The 19,032-nt window shown below is 62.0% G+C and carries 16 protein-coding genes; 8 read left to right on the top strand and 8 right to left on the bottom strand.

The features are described 5' to 3' along the window. Window positions 1-484: 484 nt before the first annotated feature. Window positions 485-2,179, bottom strand: a complete 1,695-nt coding sequence (locus J5M57_RS14330; RefSeq protein ID WP_207849665.1) for an AMP-binding protein — start codon at window positions 2,177-2,179, stop codon at window positions 485-487. 348 nt (window positions 2,180-2,527) lie between these two features. On the opposite strand from J5M57_RS14330, the gene J5M57_RS14335 reads away from it, so the two are divergent. From J5M57_RS14335 to J5M57_RS14350, 4 genes are read left to right on the top strand one after another with little or no spacing between them, the layout of a single operon-like run. Further along, entirely contained in the window at window positions 2,528-3,691 is a 1,164-nt protein-coding gene (locus J5M57_RS14335; RefSeq protein ID WP_007961115.1) for an isovaleryl-CoA dehydrogenase, read from the top strand. Between the two features lie 12 nt (window positions 3,692-3,703). After that, window positions 3,704-5,311 carry a carboxyl transferase domain-containing protein gene (locus tag J5M57_RS14340; protein ID WP_169840634.1) on the top strand — a complete coding sequence of 536 codons (1,608 nt, stop codon included), beginning with the start codon at window positions 3,704-3,706 and terminating at the stop codon, window positions 5,309-5,311. A gap of 13 nt (window positions 5,312-5,324) precedes the next feature. Beyond that, window positions 5,325-6,140: a gamma-carboxygeranoyl-CoA hydratase gene (locus J5M57_RS14345; protein ID WP_064586960.1), complete on the top strand. Its 816-nt coding sequence runs from the start codon at window positions 5,325-5,327 to the stop codon at window positions 6,138-6,140. Beyond that, entirely contained in the window at window positions 6,140-8,089 is a 1,950-nt protein-coding gene (locus tag J5M57_RS14350; protein WP_207849666.1) for an acetyl/propionyl/methylcrotonyl-CoA carboxylase subunit alpha, read from the top strand. The genes J5M57_RS14345 and J5M57_RS14350 overlap by 1 nt, the downstream gene beginning before the upstream one ends. Window positions 8,090-8,129: 40 nt before the next feature. On the opposite strand, the gene J5M57_RS14355 is transcribed toward J5M57_RS14350, so the two are convergent. Further along, a complete protein-coding gene (locus tag J5M57_RS14355; protein WP_064586958.1) occupies window positions 8,130-8,789 on the bottom strand; it encodes a S24 family peptidase in 660 nt (219 codons plus the stop codon). Between the two features lie 130 nt (window positions 8,790-8,919). On the opposite strand from J5M57_RS14355, the gene J5M57_RS14360 reads away from it, so the two are divergent. Both J5M57_RS14360 and J5M57_RS14365 read left to right on the top strand, forming a co-directional pair. Continuing rightward, on the top strand, window positions 8,920-9,258 hold the full coding sequence (locus J5M57_RS14360; protein ID WP_207849667.1) for a DUF3077 domain-containing protein: 339 nt from the start codon (window positions 8,920-8,922) through the stop codon (window positions 9,256-9,258). A 482-nt stretch (window positions 9,259-9,740) separates the two neighbouring features. Then, window positions 9,741-10,892, top strand: coding sequence for a M14-type cytosolic carboxypeptidase (locus tag J5M57_RS14365; RefSeq protein WP_207849668.1), 1,152 nt, complete (start codon window positions 9,741-9,743; stop codon window positions 10,890-10,892). A 71-nt stretch (window positions 10,893-10,963) separates the two neighbouring features. Here the strand turns inward: J5M57_RS14365 and J5M57_RS14370 are convergent, their stop codons facing one another. Both J5M57_RS14370 and J5M57_RS14375 read right to left on the bottom strand, forming a co-directional pair. Beyond that, window positions 10,964-11,509: a cytochrome b gene (locus J5M57_RS14370; protein ID WP_207849669.1), complete on the bottom strand. Its 546-nt coding sequence runs from the start codon at window positions 11,507-11,509 to the stop codon at window positions 10,964-10,966. Next, a complete protein-coding gene (locus J5M57_RS14375) occupies window positions 11,506-12,600 on the bottom strand; it encodes a catalase family peroxidase (protein WP_207849670.1) in 1,095 nt (364 codons plus the stop codon). Before J5M57_RS14375 ends, J5M57_RS14370 begins: the two co-directional genes overlap by 4 nt. A gap of 157 nt (window positions 12,601-12,757) precedes the next feature. Between J5M57_RS14375 and J5M57_RS14380 the strand changes: the two genes are divergently transcribed. Further along, window positions 12,758-13,264, top strand: a complete 507-nt coding sequence (locus J5M57_RS14380; RefSeq protein ID WP_207849671.1) for a sigma-70 family RNA polymerase sigma factor — start codon at window positions 12,758-12,760, stop codon at window positions 13,262-13,264. Beyond that, on the top strand, window positions 13,261-14,016 hold the full coding sequence (locus J5M57_RS14385) for an anti-sigma factor (protein ID WP_169840642.1): 756 nt from the start codon (window positions 13,261-13,263) through the stop codon (window positions 14,014-14,016). The genes J5M57_RS14380 and J5M57_RS14385 overlap by 4 nt, the downstream gene beginning before the upstream one ends. Before the next feature lie 119 nt (window positions 14,017-14,135). Here J5M57_RS14385 and J5M57_RS14390 read toward each other — a convergent pair whose 3' ends face one another. From J5M57_RS14390 to J5M57_RS14405, 4 genes are all read right to left on the bottom strand, one after another. Then, the gene (locus J5M57_RS14390; protein WP_207849672.1) at window positions 14,136-15,107 is read right to left on the bottom strand and encodes a spore coat U domain-containing protein; all 972 of its coding nucleotides are present in this window, start codon (window positions 15,105-15,107) and stop codon (window positions 14,136-14,138) included. After that, entirely contained in the window at window positions 15,104-17,461 is a 2,358-nt protein-coding gene (locus J5M57_RS14395) for a fimbria/pilus outer membrane usher protein (RefSeq protein ID WP_169840643.1), read from the bottom strand. The genes J5M57_RS14390 and J5M57_RS14395 overlap by 4 nt, the downstream gene beginning before the upstream one ends. Before the next feature lie 245 nt (window positions 17,462-17,706). Then, window positions 17,707-18,495 (bottom strand): molecular chaperone, encoded by a 789-nt coding sequence (locus J5M57_RS14400; protein ID WP_207849673.1) that lies wholly within the window; start codon window positions 18,493-18,495, stop codon window positions 17,707-17,709. Between the two features lie 34 nt (window positions 18,496-18,529). Then, the gene (locus J5M57_RS14405) at window positions 18,530-19,030 is read right to left on the bottom strand and encodes a spore coat U domain-containing protein (protein WP_207849674.1); all 501 of its coding nucleotides are present in this window, start codon (window positions 19,028-19,030) and stop codon (window positions 18,530-18,532) included. Window positions 19,031-19,032: the final 2 nt, after the last annotated feature.

Here is a 19,032-nt window from a genome sequence, read left to right on the forward strand (position 1 = left end):
TGCTATCTCTATGGCATAACAAGAATAAAAAGCAGCAAACCAATAAAAATAAGACGTACCGACTCTGACATAACAAAAACAACACGGCAGAGACGCAGCTAACAGATTTTTTTGGAGAAGGTGTGCTTTTCAGGGTGTTCCTCGGAATGACCCGCAACCGGGCAGAGAACAATAAAACTACCTTCAGGTAGCTCCCGAATCGGTTGGATCGCTTAGCGAGAAAGCAGATCAGCGCTCAAAAAAATACGTTTGCTCTTGACCCCGGATGGGGGTCGCCAAAAACAGCGGTAAAGGGCCACGGTTGCCAAAAACAACAACAGACCGCCCCTCAATAATAAGAAAGAGCACGCGACGACAAAATTAAAGGGGAGCTTCGGCTCCCCTTTGTGCTTTCTGTGATTTGTGTTTTTAAAAGATCGCAGCCTTCGGCAGCTCCTGCACCGATCCCCTGTAGGAGCTGCCGAAGACTGCGATCTTTTGATCTTCAATGCAGCGCCTTCAGCTCCTCGATACTGATCTCACGCATCCGGAATTTCTGGATCTTGCCCGTCACCGTCATCGGAAACTCTTCGACGAACCTGAAGTAACGCGGCGTCTTGAAGTGCGCGATGCGCTCCTTGCACCACGCTTGCAGCTCTTGTTCGTTGGCCTTGTGGCCGGGGTGGAATTTGATCCAGGCGACGATCTCCTCGCCGTAACGCGAACAGGGAATGCCGATCACTTGCACGTCGGCCACCGCCGGATGGGTGAAGAAGAACTCTTCCAGCTCACGCGGGTAAATGTTCTCGCCACCCCGGATGATCATGTCCTTGTTGCGCCCGGCGATGTTCACGTAACCCTCATCATTCATGCTCGCCAGGTCACCGGTGTGCATCCAGCCGGCCTCGTCGATGGCCTCGGCGGTGGCCTGCGGGTTATTCCAGTAACCGAGCATCACGCTGTAACCGCGGGTGCACAACTCGCCGATGGTGCCGCGCGGCACTAGGTTGCCGGCTTCGTCGATGATCTTGCTTTCCAGTTGCGGCTGGGTGCGGCCGACGGTGGTCACGCGCAGTTCCAGTTCGTCGTTTGGCCCGGTTTGCAGCGACACCGGACTGGTTTCGGTCATGCCGTAAGCAATTTGCACTTCACTCATGTGCATCTCGCTGATAACTCGGCGCATCACCTCGATCGGGCAGGTGGCACCGGCCATGATTCCGGTGCGCAGGCTCGACAGATCAAATTCGGCGCGCTGGGGTTGATCGAGCATGGCGATGAACATGGTCGGTACGCCATAGAGGCCCGTGGCCTGTTCTTCGGCGACGGTTTGCAGGGTCAGCAGCGGGTCGAACGCGTCGTTGGGGTAGATCATGGTGCTGGCGTGGGTGATGCAGCCGAGGTTGCCCATGACCATGCCGAAGCAGTGATACAGCGGCACCGGGATCACCAGGCGATCGCTCGGGATCAGGCCGATGCTTTCGCCGACCATGTAACCGTTGTTGAGGATGTTGTAGTGACTGAGGGTGGCGCCCTTGGGGAAACCGGTAGTGCCGGAGGTGTACTGGATGTTCACCGGTTGGTCGAAGTGCAAGCTGTCACTGCGTTCGCGCAACTGTGTCGCTGAGACTCCGGCGGCGAGATCCGCCAGTTGCGACCACGGCAGGAAGCCTGACGGCGGCTGTGCGTCGAGGCTGATCACCCCGCGCAAGTCCGGCAGGCGCTCACTGCGCAACTGGCCGATGGATTGCTGCGCCAGTTCCGGCAGCAGCCCCTGCAGCATGCTGTGGTAGTTGGAAGACTTGAACGCCCCGGCGCACACCAGCCACTGACAGCCGGACTGCTTGAGCACGTATTCCAGTTCGGAGCTGCGGTAGGCCGGGTTGATGTTGACCAGGATCACGCCGATCTTCGCCGTGGCGATTTGCGTGATGCACCACTGCGCACAGTTCGGCGCCCAAATACCGAGCCGGTCCCCCGCCTGCAAACCCAACGCCAGCAAGGCTCTGGCGTGCAGATCCACCGCGTCGGCCAGTTGCCGCCAGGAATAGCGCAACTGCTGATGACGCACCACCAGCGCCTCGCCGTCCGGGTGTCGCGCCACCGTCTGGTCGAACTGCTGCCCGATGGTCAGCGCCAGCAAGGCCTGGTCCTGAGAACCGCGGGTGTAGCTGCGTTGCGGGTTTGCACTGGGTTGATCCATGACGACCCCTATTGTCTTTTTTGTAGGAGCGAGGTTCTTCTTGTGGCGAGGGAGCTTGTCGAATCGTCGCACCGTCCCGCCCGGCTGCGTAGCAGTCTTCAAATCAGTGATCCAGTGCAAACTGACACACCGCGAACACCGATTTTACGACCGCTTCGCGCTCGAGCGGGAGCAAGCTCCCTCGCCACATAGAGCGACGCTGGTCTTTCAGAACTGCCCCTACTCTCGCTCAAGTTGACGTTAACGTAAAGGGTGATTGACAGCCATCCAGCGCAAGCTTACGTTAACGTAAAGGTGAGAGCCGTTCGACCGCCCTCCCCACCCTACAAAAAAGCCAAAAGGTGACCCATGAGCTACCCATCCCTGAACTTCGCCCTCGGTGAAACCATCGACATGCTGCGCGATCAGGTTCAGTCCTTCGTCGCCGATCAGATCGCCCCACGTGCCGCGCAGATCGACCGCGACAACCTGTTCCCGGCGGACATGTGGCGCAAATTCGGCGACATGGGCCTGCTCGGTATCACCGTGCCGGAGGAGTACGGCGGTGCGGGCCTGGGTTATCTGGCGCACGTGGTGGCGATGGAAGAAATCAGCCGCGGGTCGGCCTCGGTGGCGCTGTCCTACGGCGCGCACTCCAACCTCTGCGTCAACCAGATCAACCGCAACGGCAACCACGAACAGAAATCCAAATACCTGCCGAAGCTGATCAGCGGCGAACACGTCGGCGCCCTCGCCATGAGCGAGCCGAACGCCGGTTCCGACGTGGTCTCGATGAAACTGCGTGCCGACAAGCGCGGCGACCGTTTCGTGCTCAACGGCAGCAAGACCTGGATCACCAACGGCCCTGACGCCAACACCTATGTGATCTACGCCAAGACTGACCTGGAAAAAGGTCCGCACGGCATCACCGCGTTCATCGTCGAGCGCGACTGGAAGGGCTTCAGCCGCAGCAACAAGTTCGACAAGCTCGGCATGCGTGGCTCCAACACCTGCGAGCTGTTTTTCGATGACGTCGAAGTGCCGGAAGAAAATATCCTTGGTGTGCTCAATGGCGGCGTAAAAGTGCTGATGAGCGGCCTCGATTACGAACGCGTGGTGCTGTCCGGCGGCCCGACCGGGATCATGCAGTCGTGCATGGACCTGATCGTGCCGTACATCCACGACCGCAAGCAATTCGGCCAGAGCATCGGCGAATTCCAGCTGATCCAGGGCAAAGTCGCCGACATGTACACCCAGCTCAACGCCAGCCGCGCCTACCTGTATGCGGTGGCCCAGGCTTGCGAACGCGGCGAAACCACCCGTAAAGACGCCGCCGGGGTGATCCTCTACACCGCCGAGCGCGCCACGCAAATGGCCCTCGACGCGATCCAGATTCTCGGCGGCAACGGTTACATCAACGAATTCCCGGCCGGGCGCCTGCTGCGTGACGCCAAGCTGTACGAAATCGGCGCCGGCACCAGTGAGATCCGCCGCATGCTGATCGGCCGTGAACTGTTCAACGAAACCCGCTAAACGGAGCTGCACATGGCTATTCTGCACACTCAGCTCAATCCCCGTTCAGCGGAGTTCGCCGCCAACAGCGCAGCGATGCTTGAGCAGGTCGACGCCCTGCACACCCTGCTCGCCCAAGTGGCGCGCGGTGGCGGCGACAAAGCCCAGGAACGGCACACGTCGCGGGGCAAACTGCTGCCCCGCGAGCGGATCAATCGCTTGCTCGATCCCGGCTCGCCGTTTCTGGAAATCAGCCAGCTCGCCGCGCATGCGGTGTATGGCGAAGACGTACCGGCGGCGGGCGTGATTGCCGGGATCGGCCGGGTCGAAGGCGTCGAGTGCATGATTGTCGCCAACGACGCGACGGTGAAAGGCGGCTCGTACTACCCGCTGACCGTGAAAAAACACCTGCGCGCGCAGACCATCGCCCAGCAGAACCGCCTGCCCTGCATCTACCTGGTGGACTCTGGCGGCGCCAACCTGCCACGTCAGGACGAGGTGTTCCCGGATCGCGAACACTTCGGCCGGATCTTCTTCAATCAGGCCAACATGAGCGCGATGGGCATTCCGCAGATCGCCGTGGTCATGGGCTCCTGTACCGCGGGCGGTGCGTATGTGCCGGCAATGGCCGACGAAGCGATCATGGTGCGCAATCAGGCGACGATCTTCCTCGCCGGCCCACCGCTGGTGAAGGCGGCGACCGGTGAAGTGGTCAGCGCTGAAGACCTCGGCGGTGCCGATGTGCACTGCAAGATTTCCGGGGTGGCCGACCATTACGCCGAGAGCGACGAACACGCCCTCGCCCTCGCCCGCCGCAGCGTCGCCAACCTCAACTGGCGCAAGCTCGGCGAGGTGCAACAGCGCACACCGATTGCGCCGCTGTACGCCAGCGACGAGTTGTACGGTGTGGTGTCGGCGGACGCCAAGCAGCCGTTCGATGTGCGCGAAGTGATTGCGCGACTGGTCGACGGTTCGGTGTTCGATGAATTCAAGGCGCTGTTCGGCAGCACGCTGGTGTGCGGCTTTGCTCACCTGCATGGCTACCCGATCGCGATCCTCGCCAACAATGGCATCCTGTTCGCCGAAGCCGCGCAAAAAGGCGCGCACTTCATCGAACTGGCCTGCCAGCGCGGTATTCCGCTGCTGTTCTTGCAGAACATCACTGGCTTCATGGTCGGGCAGAAATACGAGGCCGGCGGCATCGCCAAGCACGGCGCGAAGCTGGTGACGGCGGTGGCCTGCGCCAAGGTGCCGAAATTCACCGTGATCATCGGCGGCAGCTTCGGCGCCGGCAACTACGGCATGTGCGGGCGGGCTTACGATCCGCGCTTCCTGTGGATGTGGCCGAACGCGCGCATCGGCGTGATGGGCGCCGAACAGGCCGCCGGTGTGCTGGTGCAGGTCAAGCGTGAACAGGCTGAGCGCAGCGGCCAGGTTTTCAGCGCCGAGCAGGAAGCCGAGATCAAGCAACCGATCCTCGACCAGTACGAAGAGCAGGGTCATCCCTACTATTCCAGCGCACGGCTGTGGGACGACGGCGTCATCGACCCGGCGCAGACCCGTGATGTGCTGGCCCTGGCCTTGTCCGCGTCGTTGAACGCGCCTATCGAACCGAGCCGCTTCGGCGTGTTCCGGATGTGATCGGGAGAATCTCATGAGCGATTTCAACACCCTCGAACTGCAGAACGACCCACGGGGTTTCGCCACCCTGTGGCTCAACCGCGCTGAAAAGAACAACGCGTTCAACGCCGAGATGATCCGCGAGCTGATTCTGGCGCTGGACAAGGTCGCCAGCGACGCCAGCCTGCGGTTCCTGTTGGTGCGCGGGCGTGGCAAACACTTCAGCGCCGGCGCCGATCTGGCGTGGATGCAGCAATCGGCCGAGCTCGATTACCACACCAACCTCGACGACGCCCGCGAACTGGCGGAGCTGATGTACAACCTCGCCAAGCTGAAAATCCCGACCCTGGCCGTGGTGCAAGGTGCGGCGTTCGGTGGCGCGCTGGGGCTGATCAGTTGCTGCGACATGGCGATTGGCGCCGATGACGCGCAATTCTGTCTGTCGGAAGTGCGCATCGGCCTGGCGCCGGCGGTGATCAGTCCATTCGTGGTGCAGGCCATCGGCGAACGTGCGGCACGTCGCTACGCGTTGACCGCCGAACGCTTCGGCGGGCAGCGCGCGCGGGAAATCGGCTTGTTGTCCGAGAGCTATCCGGCCGCCGAGCTTGATCAAGCCGTCGAGCAATGGATCGACAACCTGCTGCTCAACAGCCCCGCCGCGATGCGCGCCAGCAAAGATCTGCTGCGCGAAGTCGGTAACGGCGCACTGACCCCGGCCCTGCGCCGCTACACCGAAAATGCCATCGCGCGCATCCGCGTCAGTCCGGAAGGCCAGGAAGGTCTGCGGGCCTTTCTGCAGAAGCGTGCGCCGAACTGGCAGGCCGCAACCACCACCAAGGAGCCGCGTTGATGAGCGCACCTGTTCTCACCACCCTGCTGGTGGCCAACCGTGGCGAAATCGCTTGCCGGGTCATGCGTACCGCCAAGGCCCTGGGCCTGACCACCGTCGCCGTGCACAGCGCCATCGACCGCGAGGCGCGGCACAGCCGTGAAGCGGATATCCGCGTCGACCTGGGTGGCAGCAAAGCCGCTGACAGCTATTTGCAAATCGACAAACTGATTGCCGCGGCCAAGGCCAGCGGCGCGCAGGCGATTCATCCAGGTTATGGCTTTCTTTCGGAAAACGCCGGTTTCGCCCGCGCCATTGAACAGGCTGGGCTGATTTTTCTCGGCCCACCCGCTTCGGCCATCGACGCCATGGGCAGCAAGTCGGCGGCCAAGGCCTTGATGGAAACCGCCGGCGTACCGCTGGTGCCGGGCTATCACGGCGAGGCGCAGGATCTGGAAACCTTCCGTGACGCGTGCGAGCGCATCGGCTATCCGGTGCTGCTCAAGGCCACTGCCGGTGGCGGTGGCAAAGGCATGAAAGTGGTCGAGGACGTCAGCCAGCTGGCTGAAGCCCTGGCCTCGGCCCAGCGTGAAGCGCAGTCGTCGTTCGGCGATGCGCGGATGCTGGTGGAGAAATACCTGCTCAAGCCACGCCATGTGGAAATCCAGGTATTCGCCGACCAACACGGCAACTGCCTGTACCTCAACGAACGTGATTGCTCGATCCAGCGCCGTCACCAGAAAGTCGTCGAAGAGGCGCCGGCGCCGGGCCTGACGCCGGAACTGCGCCGCGCCATGGGCGAAGCGGCGGTGCGTTCGGCGCAGGCGATCGGTTATGTCGGCGCGGGCACCGTGGAGTTCCTGCTGGATGCGCGCGGCGAGTTCTTCTTCATGGAAATGAACACGCGCCTGCAGGTCGAGCACCCGGTGACCGAGGCAATTACCGGCCTCGATCTGGTGGCGTGGCAGATTCGTGTGGCGCGCGGTGAAGCGCTGCCGATCACCCAGGATCAGGTGCCGCTCAAAGGGCACGCAATTGAAGTGCGGCTGTATGCCGAAGACCCGGCGAATGATTTCCTGCCCGCCACCGGGCGTCTGGATTTGTATCGCGAATCGGCTGAAGGACCCGGACGTCGGGTGGACAGCGGGGTTGAAGAAGGCGACGAGATTTCGCCGTTCTACGACCCGATGCTCGGCAAGCTGATCGCTTGGGGCGAAGATCGCGAGCAGGCGCGCCTGCGCCTGTTGAGCATGCTCGACGAGTTCGCGATAGGTGGTTTGAAGACCAACATCAACTTTCTGCGGCGGATCATCGCGCATCCGGCCTTTGCCGCTGCGGAGCTGGATACCGGGTTTATTCCGCGATATCAGGCACAACTGTTGCCGGCGCCGGGTGAATTGAGCGACGGGTTCTGGCAGGCCGCCGCGCAGGCGTTCGCGCAAAGTTTGCCGGGCGTGGTGCGCGCCGATGACTTGAGCTCGCCGTGGGCATCGAGCAGTGGTTTGCGCGCAGGTCTGCCGGCGGAAATCACCTTGCACTTGAGCTGCGAAGGCCAGGATCGCGCGCTGACCCTGAGCACGGCCGACAACGCCAAACTGTCGGGCGAAGCGCTGGTGGTCGAGCACGACGGTGTGCGCCGAAGCCTGCGCGCCATTCGCCAGGGCGATTCACTGTATCTGCAATGGGATGGCGAGCTGCGCCGCATCGAGCCCTACGACCCGATCGGCGCCGTTGACGCCAGCCACAGTCACCAGGGCGGTCTGACGGCACCGATGAACGGCAGCATCGTGCGGGTGTTGGTGGAGGCCGGGCAATCGGTCGAGGCCGGCGCGCAACTGGTGGTGCTGGAGGCGATGAAGATGGAGCACAGCATCCGCGCGCCCCACGCGGGGGTGATCAAGGCGCTGTATTGCCAGGAAGGCGAAATGGTCGGTGAAGGCAGCGCCTTGATTGAACTGGAAGCCGTGTAAGTGAGGGGATCGATCCTACGCCTGGCGAGGATCGATCTGACTAGAAACGCGCCGTAGCCTGAACCACCACACCGATGATTCGACATTCGTCGGTGAACAGGGCCTTCGGCCAGGTTGGATTGAGCGGTACCAGGTAACGCTGGCCGCCCTCTTCGTCCAGTTTGCGGAATATCGCCTCTTCGCTGTCCTGCCACTGGGCGATCACCAGTTTGCCCGGCACCGCTTCCACTTCCGGATCCACCAGGATCAGCATGCCTTCGGCAATGCTCTGACCGGTGGGGGCGGTCATCGAATCCCCCGCCACCGTCAGCCAGAACGCCGCACCACGGGCGTGATAATCCGTCAGTTCGAAGCGCTGCTTGTCCTTCGTCGGGGCATACGTTGTGGTTGCGCTCTCGCGCGTTTCGCATGACGTGCGCCAGTCACTGACCGGGTAACGGAAGTACGGGTTGTACTTCTGCGCCAGTGGCATCTCGTTATCCGCGGACTCCTGCGGTTCGCGGATCACCAGCACCACTTCCAGGAAGTCCATGCCCAGTGCCTGCAGCACGCGGTTCATTTGGGTAATGCCCGGCTCGCGACGTTTGTTCAGCCAATGGCCGATGCCGCCCTGGGACATGCCGACGCGCTCTCCGAGCTCTGTTTGAGTGACTTTGAGTTCACTCATCTTGGCCTTGACCAACTCAATCCATTTATCCATGTGGGGCACCTTACGTCGACGCCTTCGGCCGGCAAAACACATATTGTAGTATTTAAATTCTGGTCACAACTACGCATCGTACTATCCTGAAAGCACGGACTTTCAATCGAACAAGGAGTGACCCTTCACCATGAATATCAGCAGCAAAGACTTGCCCGATCTGCACATGGACACCACGTTCACCTCCCCGCAAGGCAACGCGGCAGCGCAGCGGGCACTGGACTATTACTTGAAACCAGCTGTGTCAGAAGCCGACGTCGAAGAGCGTTTTTTCGATGTGAAACGCCATCTCAGTGGCGAAGAAGCCCTGGTGCACGCGTCCGATCTGCTGCGCTGTGCAGCGGCGACCGCGTTCAAAGCAGCCGAAAACCTGCAAGGCGCGAGCCGCGACCTGGCCTTTTCGGTGGTGCATATGGTGGATATGGCGCGGGCGATGGTCGACCATTCAATCGATGGCGAACAGCTCTGACGCGTACGGGCAACAGACGGACAGGAAAGATTTTCCCCATCGCGCAGATAAAAACATTTGACTTGCAAATGATAATGATTATTATTGCAAGCAGCTGGTCGCGAGATCAGTCGATGGACCAGAGACCTTAGGTCGGTCTTCTGGACTATCTCCTCATCAGGCTAATCACGGTTTTTGACCCGGCATTTTTGCCGGGTCTTTTTTTGCCCGTTTTTCGGGCTTATGTCTTCAGGCTAATGAAGTCTTTGGGTGCTGCAAATTCGATGGCGCGGATAATATCAAAAGAATATCGCTTGGCAAGCGAAGCCCGGCCGCATTGGGGCAAACTTATGGCAATTAGCACTTGAGAATCAATTGCACAGTCTCTAAGCTGCTTGCGCGTCATGGAAGACGCCCCCCAGCGCAAGCCGCAATTTCCCTCGGTTTCAGCGCTGTCTTGCGTGTAAAGTAGCCGCCATAAAAATCATATTCAGGAAGCGATTATGACCGTGGCCAAATCTTCGTTCGACATCAGCGCCAATTTCGACAGCGGCAACATTCAAGTCATCGACATCTCCAATCCGCTCAACCCGGTTCTGGCCATTCGCCCGGACACCCGCAGCGCCCATTTCCAGTGGTTCCACTTCAAGGCCAGCGGCCTGCATGTTCATCAGGAACACTGGTTTCGCCTGGTCAACGCTAGCCAGTCCTCCTATAACAAGGCCTGGACCGGCTATCAGGCGGTAGCCTCCTACGACCACGTCAACTGGTTCCGTATTCCTACCAGTTTCGAAGGCGACAGCCTGCGCTTTTGCCTCGAAGCCGAGCAGACCCACGCCTGGTTCGCCTACTTCGAACCCTACAGCCGCGGTCGTCATGACTGGCTGATCGAGCAGGCGCTGACCAAAGCCGGCACCGAACTGCTGGCCACCGGCAAGAGCGTCGAGGGGCGAGACATTCAACTGCTGCGCAAGGGCAGCGGCGCCGAAGGCCAGCGCAAAGTCTGGATCATCGCCCAGCAGCACCCCGGCGAACACATGGCCGAATGGTTCATGGAAGGCGTGATCGAGCGTCTGGAACGCCACGAAGACCCGGTGCTGAACAAACTGCTCGCCAGCGCCGACCTGTATCTGGTGCCGAACATGAACCCGGACGGCGCCTTCCACGGTCACCTGCGCACCAACGCCATGGGCCAGGACTTGAACCGTGCCTGGCAGAGCGCCAGTCAGGAAGTCAGCCCTGAAGTACTTTTCGTACAGCAGCAGATGGAAAAGTACGGCGTCGATCTGTTCCTCGACGTACACGGTGACGAGGAAATCCCCCACGTATTCACCGCCGGTTGCGAAGGCAACCCGGGGTACACGCCGCGCATCGAGAAGCTCGAAGAGCATTTCCGCACGCATCTCAAGCACACCACCAAAGACTTCCAGACCAAATACGGCTACACCCGCGACGAACCCGGTCAGGCCAACATGACCCTGGCCTGCAACGCTGTCGGTCAGAAATACGACTGCCTGTCGCTGACCCTGGAAATGCCGTTCAAGGACCACGACGACCATCCCGACAAAGAAACAGGCTGGTCAGGCAAGCGCTCCAAACAGTTGGGCAAAGACGTGCTGACCACCATCGCCGACATGGTCGATACCCTGCGCTGATCCCTGCCCCGCCGGGCGACGGGTGGCTGCCTTGGAAAGTGGCGCATCCAGCGATGCGCCACCCAGGCAGACTAGCCGCGATCCCGACCGCGCAGCATGCTGTCGAGCACCTCATCGCGACGTACCCAACCGTGGAACAACGCCGCCGCGAGGTGCAACAGCACCGTCAGGAACAACAGATACGCCAGATAACCATGCGCCTTGCGCAGCACGGCAAACAGCTGCGCATCGGCCGGCAAGATCGACGGTAACTGCAACGTAGCGCTGAGCATCACCGGCTCGCCCGACGCACTGATCATCGCCCAACCGAGTAGCGGCAGCACCAGCATCAAGGCGTACAACAACACATGCGACGCCTTGGCTGCCATCACCTGCCAGCCCGGCAGATCGGCTGGCAGCGGCGGCTGTCGGGTGGAAAACCGCACCAACAGGCGCACCACCACCAGCAACAGAATCGCGATACCCAGCGGTTTGTGCAGATGAATCAGCCATTCATGCCGTTGCGAAACCGAAGTGACCATGCCGGCGCCAATGAACAACATGGCGATGATCATCAGCGCCATCAGCCAGTGCAGCAGCCGCGCCAACAGCGCGAAATGAGTCGGTTGCGTGCTCATGGGCGAGCCTCCTGTCGGGCGGCGGGCAATTGGCTGACCTCACTGGTGCGTCGCAGGTAGGAATCGGCGTAACCGGCAGAACGTGCGGCGAGCAATGGGTCGTCGGAGCCTTCGATGCCGGCGGGCAGCACCAGCGGATCGTAATTGATGTCACGGCATTCGCCGCTGAGCTGCGGCTGAGTCTTCTCCAGCACCAGCGTGCCGGCGTTAATCACCTTGCGTCCCTCGGGCCAGCTTTTGCTGGCGTCGTTCACCGGATCACCGGGATTGGCCAGGGTGATGTTCAACTGCCAGCGCAACGGTCCTTCGGCCAGCCGCTGCACCAGGTCCTTCTCCAGAAAATCCGCGCCCTCCGGCGCCGTGGCACCGGCGGCATCACGCGCCAGTGGCGTCACACTCCAGCGCACCGCCTGTTTCTGGCCACTGGCGTTGACCAGATAGAACGCATTCACGCTGTTGTAGGTTTCGGTGGCGTAGCTGGCCGACGGTTTGGCGGTCTTCACCCAGGTCAGGAACGGCACGGCTTCCGGGTGCGCGGCGAAGAACGCCGGGACTTTCGACGGGTCCGGTTTACCCGTGGCCGGGTCCGGCGACTGCGCCTGTTGCAATTGGTAGAACGCCTGCGGGGTGCCGACCGGGAACACCGGCATGCTGTTCATCCCGGTGCGCCATTGCTGACCGTTGGCCTGAGTGAACCGCAGCGCCAGACTGCGGATCGGCACGCTGCTGTCCGGCGCGTATGGGTTGCCGGCCGGCAAAGCGAAACGCCCGACCACCGGGGTCTGCGCCTCGTTGAACACCTGCGCGGAAGAAAACGCCCGCGCCTCGCCGCTGCTCTCGAAATGCCCGATCACGCATACGCCCTTGGCGTGATTGCGACGAAACCCGGGGTGCAAGCCGTTGTTTTTCTCCAGCACATCGACCAGCGCCTTGGGCGTCAGACGTTGTGGGTCAAGATTACCGTGCACGTAGGCAAACGCCCCGGCCACTGCGCCAACTACCACGGCAATGGCCGTCAGGCGCAGCACTGTGCTCGCGGCACTCAAGGGCGGACGCGGCGGCCTACCCGGCGGTGAAGTGCGATCAACCATGAATAACTCCAGGGCCATCGGCCACAAGTAGGAAGAATCAGCAAGACGCACCCCAACGGGATTTATTCCATGACCCGGTATTTATTTTTCCGAACGTGGAATAACCTCGAACGGCAGACGTCTCCCTAGTCCACAGCGTAGTGACTAGCAGAAATTCATGAGCGAATTCGACGAACAGTTGAAAGAAATCATTCCCAGATTGCGCCGCTTTGCCCTGTCGCTGACCCGCAACAGCAGCAGCGCCGACGATCTGGTGCAGGCCAGCCTCGAGCGGGCTCTGTCCGCCTGGGGCAGTAAACGCGCCGAGGGCGACGTGCGCGCGTGGCTGTTTTCGATACTCTATCGGCAGTTTCTCGACGCCCATCGGCGCTCCCGTCGTTATGCGCGAATGCTCGAATTCTTCACCGGTCGCGATGACGCCGAGCCGTCGGCCGAGCGCACGGTGATCGCTCAATCGACCCTGCAAGCCTTCGATCATCTGCCCACCGAGCAGCGCGCCCTGTTGCTGATGGTCTCGGTGGAAGGCCTGAGCTACCAGGAAGTCGCCGACATCCTCAACGTGCCCACCGGCACCGTGATGTCACGTCTGTCCCGCGCGCGCCAGGCGTTGCGCCAACTGAGCGACGGCGAAATCAGCAGCCCTTCTTTGCGGATACTCAAATGATCAGCATGCCCCCCAGCGAGCGCGACCTGCACGCGTACGTCGATCACCAACTCAGCGCGGCCGACCGGCGCGTCCTCGACGCCTGGCTGGCCAACCACCCGGAAGCCGCCGCGCAGGTGCGCGCCTGGCAACAGGACGCCCAGCAATTGCGGGCGGCGCTGGGCGGTGCCTTGCAGCAACCGGCCAATCCGGCGCTCGATCCGGCACTGATTCGCCAGCGCCTCAAGCGTCAGTCGCGGCGGCACCTGGCCAGCGCGGCGGTGTTGCTGATCGCCGTCGGCATCGGCGGTTTCAGTGGCTGGCAGGCACGGGAAATGACGCTGGTGCGTGCCTCCGTGCTACCGATGACCGATGCCTTGCAGGCCTATCGGCTGATTGCCCAGCAAGGGATTTTGCCGGCGGACTACAAAGTCGACACTGACGGAGACATGCAGCGCTGGCTCGACCGTTACTTCACTCAGGCCAGTCGTTTGCCGGACCTGAGGTCCGCCGGGTTCGAACCGGTCAGCGGTCGCCTGCTGAGCACCGACGAAGGCCCGGCGGCGATGGTGATGTACGAGGATCGCAGCGGCCACAAGGTCAGTTTCTACGTGCGCCCACCGGGGCCGAAGAACACCTTCCTGCCACGGGGCAGTCGCAGCGATGGTGATTTGCAGGCCGATTACTGGTCCGGTGGCGGGTACAACTATGCGATGGTCAGCCCGACTGACTCGCCGGCGGCGCAGCAACTGAAGCAATCAATGCCATTCTGAAAACCCCACCATTCCCTGTAGGAGTGAGCCTGCTCGCGATAGCTTTCGGTCAGTTACATCAGATCGGACTGATACACCGCTATCGTGAGCAGGCTCACTCCTACAAGGCCCGTGTAAATTCAGAACCCCACGTCGAGCACCACATTATCCAGATACGTCCCCGCCGGCGGCGTGGTCTGGTCGGTGTAGATCTTCGCGTTGTAATTGAAGATCTGGCTCCCGGTGCCCAGCCCATTCCCCGGATTGACCTCGGCATCCGTGCTGGACCGGCGCGCACTGCCCACGCTGCCCCACCGGGTGGTGCCGGCGCTTTTGAAAATGTCGTAGGCCAGGTAATTGCTCCCGGAAATCATCCGCCGCCGGCCGCCGACACTCACCGGGTTCTGTCCGTCGCTCAAGCCGACGGTGTAGGCGCTGCCCTTGGTGCAGGCCAGATTGATCGTCTGCCCGGTCACCGGGGTAAACGCGCTGATCACCGGCGCGCTGCCGAAGGCGATGTTCGGCGCAGTAATCGTGCAATCGTTGGACACGGTCAGGTTCACCGTCAGCGTCGCGGTACCGCTGTTGATATCGCGCCCGAGGCAGATGCTGCCGACACCGAGCCCGGAGCAGTAATTCCAGTTCCAGAAAATACTCAGGGTTTCCGTATAGACCCCGGCGGCGACGTTACTGCCAATGGTCGTGCCCAGGTACAGCGGCACGGTTTTCGGCGTGGTGCCGTTGAGTAGCCCCAAGGCGTCGATGATGCCGTTGCGGGCGAAGTCGAAAGCCGTGCCACGGGTGACCGGGTAGCTGGTGCTGTTGTTGGCGTAGATCGTGTAGCCGATGACGTCGCCGGTCGGTCCGAGCAGCCCGCTCTGCGTCGAGGAGATGGTGGCGTAGAAGTGGTCGTTGCTGGTCAGCAGGGACAATAGCGAGCCGGTGCAGCTCAACCCGGCATTCAGCGTGGAACTGGGCTGGGTCGTGGTGCGCACGGCAATCGAACTGAGCGAGCCGAACGCCGCCGGCGTGGTGCTGACCACCGAGCACAAGGCCTGCGCCGCACCCGGCAACAGCAACGCCAGGCACAGGCAGATCCGGGCCGCGATCACTGACACACCAACGGGCCGATCAACGGCACCTGGCTTTGCTGCATATCTACACTGAACTGCGCCTTGCAGGTCTTGCCGTCTGCCAGCGACACCTCTAATGAATTCTGCGCCTGCAGGTTTTCCAGATAGACCAGGCCATCCCAACCCACCACCGTGCGCGCGCCACTCTGCTCGTGCAGCACACCGGCGCCCAGCGGCAGCTCGCGCTGTTGTGCGTCCACCAGCACAATGCTCGCGGCGATCACCCGGGTCAGGGGAAACTCCAGCAAATAACCGCTGCCCCGGCGCACGGCAACGCGCTGCTCGACGTTGGGGCTGCGTACGTTGGCCGGCAGATTCAACGGATCGATTTCGTATTTGCCGCGATAGTAAGCGCTGCTCCACGGCACCAGCAGGTGGCCGTTCTTGTCGGTCTGACCGACCTGCTGGTTTTCGTAGCGCACCGGAATGTCGGCGAAACCATCGGTGCTGACCACCACAAACGCATCATCGATACGATTGGCGGCGAACACCTGGCGATCCATCCACACCAGCGAGCCACTGGCATCGGCCCAGCGCGTTTCGGCGTCGGACGTGCCGTAGACCCCGGCCTGCAATTGCACTGATTGCAGGCGCCAGGTCACGTCGGCCTGACGATAATCAGGACCATCCCCCTTGGCGTAACCCAGATTGAAACCGACGCCGCCCTCGGTCGGCACCGAGCGGCTGTAATTGACCCGCTGCTGACTCTGCCCGCTCTTGCTGCGTTCACTGCTGAGCGCCAGGCTGCCGCGCAGATCGAACGGGATCACCAGTTGCGCCTGCACCGCCCAGTTGCTGTCGCCGATCTCGCGGTTGGCCGACAGATAAAAACTGCTGTTGCGCCACAGCGGTTTGCTCCAGCTCAGGTTGAGCAGGCGCGTGCGCGAATCGTCCGCGGCGCGCACGTCGAAATAGCCGACACCGAGGCTGCCCCAGCGGTCGAGGTTGACGCTCAGGGTCGCCTGCTCGCTGCGGCGGCTGAGGCTGACGTAGGGGGTGTCGACCACGCTCAGGTCGGCGTACTGGTCGCGGCGTTGCAGGCGTTGATAGGAAAAGCTGTAGCGCTGACTGCTGTACTGATAACCGAGGCTCAACTGGTCGCCACCGTCACCCTCGAAGCGGCTCTGACTGATGGCGCTGTTGAGCACGCCGAAGTTGCCCAGGCGCAGGTTGCCGCCAATCCCGCCGAGGGTCAACGAGTCCGCCGCTTCGGCGTGGCTTTCCAGGGTGAAGCTGTCACTGACGCCGTAACGCAGGCTGCCGGAGGTGACCCCGGTGCCGTAGCTGAAATCCTTCAAACCGTAATCGCGGCGCAACGTACCGGCCGCCACGGAAAAATCGCTCAGGCCTTTTTGCAGCAGACTGCTGGTGACATAGAACGGCACCGTGGTCGACACCTGCCGCCCCAGCGCATCGGTGGTCACCACCACTGCCTCCCCTGCCCCGTTGATGAACGGAATGTTGGTCAAGGTGTATGGCCCCGGTTGCAGGTCGGCGCTGCTGGACTTGTAGCCGTTGATGAACAGATCCACCGATGATGGCACTGCCGCTTCACCGGCAAACTGCGGCAACGGATAGGTCACCAGGTCCGGGCGCACGGCAAAATCCCGCGAGAGCTGCACGCCGCCCAGACGCACCGAGTTGCTCCAGGGCAACGCGCCGCTGATCACGTCGCCACCCTCGTAGGTGAGCATGCGTTCGTCATCTGAGTAACGCCAGGTGGTGTCGTAGCGCAGGTAGCCGTTGTCGAGCGTACTGACCGAATCGCCTGACAGGGTGCGCCGGTACTGTCCGGTGTTGGAAAGCGTGCCCCAGCTGTCAAACAGCCGCACTTCGTTCCAGGCCGCCAGATAAGTGCCGGCGTCGTCGGTGTCGTTGAGGTACAGGTCGTAGTTGAACAGTGCGCCGAAACTGCTCAGCGCCGGGGTGCGCGGATAGTTCTCGCGGTTGCCGATGAACTGGTCCGGCAGCCACTGCGGCGGCACCTCCAGCAGCAGGCGCTGGCCGACGCTGTCGTACTCGCTGTGCAGCCCCGGCAGGCCGTCGAGGTCGACTTCCGCACCGGTACTGCCCGGCAGCGTCATCCCGGTTTCAGTCAAGACGCTGGCCGGCAGGAACAGATGCCCGTCGCGCTGCTGCACCGCCACCACCCGCCCGGTGTTCATCTGATTGACCACCAGTTCCAGAAACAACTGTGCATCACTCACAGCCTCCATGCCGCTGGGCGGCGGCGGCAGTTCTCCGGCCCCGGATGGTTGCACGAACATCAGGCACCACGCGCCGGTCATGAGCCACAACGGACGCTGAATACGACGAGCCCATCCTGGGCTCATACACGCTTTACGTCCGTCAATGGACCTGATCCTCCTGATGCCACTCTTGCCTGAGCCAGTTATCTTTCTCTGGTTTATTGACGACACAATGCAATCATTGTGGCGAGGGAGCTTGCTCCCGCTCGGCGGTGCAACCGTTGTTGGAACTGTTTATGCGGACTGCCTGACAGGGCTTGGGGCTGCTTCGCAACCCAGCGGGAGCAAGCTCCCTCGCCACAGTCATCCACTCAACACAGGGTCTTGGTTCACCGTCCCGGCGCAATACTCTGCATCTGCGCCCCGCCATTGACCCGCACATGCAGCGCCGACTCGCTCGCCAAAGGTCCCGGTGCCGGCCAGCGCATCACCGCGCCCGGCAGCACGTAACCCAGCAGGCCCTCGGCCAGTGGTCTGCTCTGCCCGCCCTGTTTGATCATTACGTCAGTCAGCCGCGCATGCACCGCGCCCTGGTTGCGCACTTCGACATACGGCCGACCGTCCACCGCCACCGTGCGCCAGCTCAATTGCGGCACACCGATACCTTTGGGATCACGCGCACGGGTGCTGTCTTCCTTGCTCCACAGCCCCGCGCCGTAGGCAAAGAGCGGCACCGAATAACGCATCTGGAAGCGAATCGCTGCGGCGGTTTTGCCGCCCTCGGCAGCCGGCGGCTGGGCGGCAGGGATTTCGTCGATGATGATCCGGTAAGCCAGCTCCTGCCCCGGCGGCACGTCCTTAGTTCGAGTCAGACGCACCAGTTGTTTCTGACCCGGCTCGATCTTCGCCACCGGCGGGCTGCCGATCACCTCGCGCTGGTTCTGGTATTGCTCTGCAAAGCCGCTCTGGCTCCAGCCGAACACTCGGATCTGCAGATTGGCGGTTTCCGTGCCGCGATTTTCCAGCCACAACGCACTGGCTTGTTGATCGGCCTCCAGCACCGGATCGATCGGCCAGATCAGCACCGAACTGGCGGCCTGCGCAGGGCCGGCCCCGAGCATGACCAGTGCCAGCATTGCGTACTGCAACCACGAATGCCGTGACGTAACTGCCCCCATGAACCTGCTCCTTGTCGGCCATTCAAACGTCGCCTTACCACGACAGCTGCACCTGCAACACGTCGCTGTACGTACCCCCAGACTGATTGCCCGGCAATTGCACCCGGCCGTAAATCGGCAGGCTGATGTTGTTTGCATCGCTATAGGCCACCGCCACGCTCTGGCCGATGCCCAGGCTCTGGCTGTAAGCCGCATCGCGGAACAGCGCATAAGCCACACGCGCGCTGCCGCTGTTGATCTGCATATGGCGGCCGCTGCTGTTGTACTGGCCGCCATCGACCGTCATGTTCAGTGCCACCCCCGGTGTGCATTGCAACTGCACGCCGCCGGTCAACGCCACTTGCACCGTGCCGGTGGCCAGCGCCGAACTGGAACCGAAATTCAGCCCGCCGTAATTCGACACTCCGCCCACCACCAGGCACCCCGGGGTGATGGTGGCGCTGACCTGAAAGCTCTGGCTGGTCGCCGCCCCCAGCGGCAGCGGCACACTGCCCGCACAGAGCAGGAGCAGCGCGGCGCAGCCTTGGCGGCGCATGG

The organism is Pseudomonas sp. 86_A (assembly GCF_017491705.1).
GTDB classification, from domain to species: Bacteria; Pseudomonadota; Gammaproteobacteria; order Pseudomonadales; family Pseudomonadaceae; genus Aquipseudomonas; species Aquipseudomonas koreensis.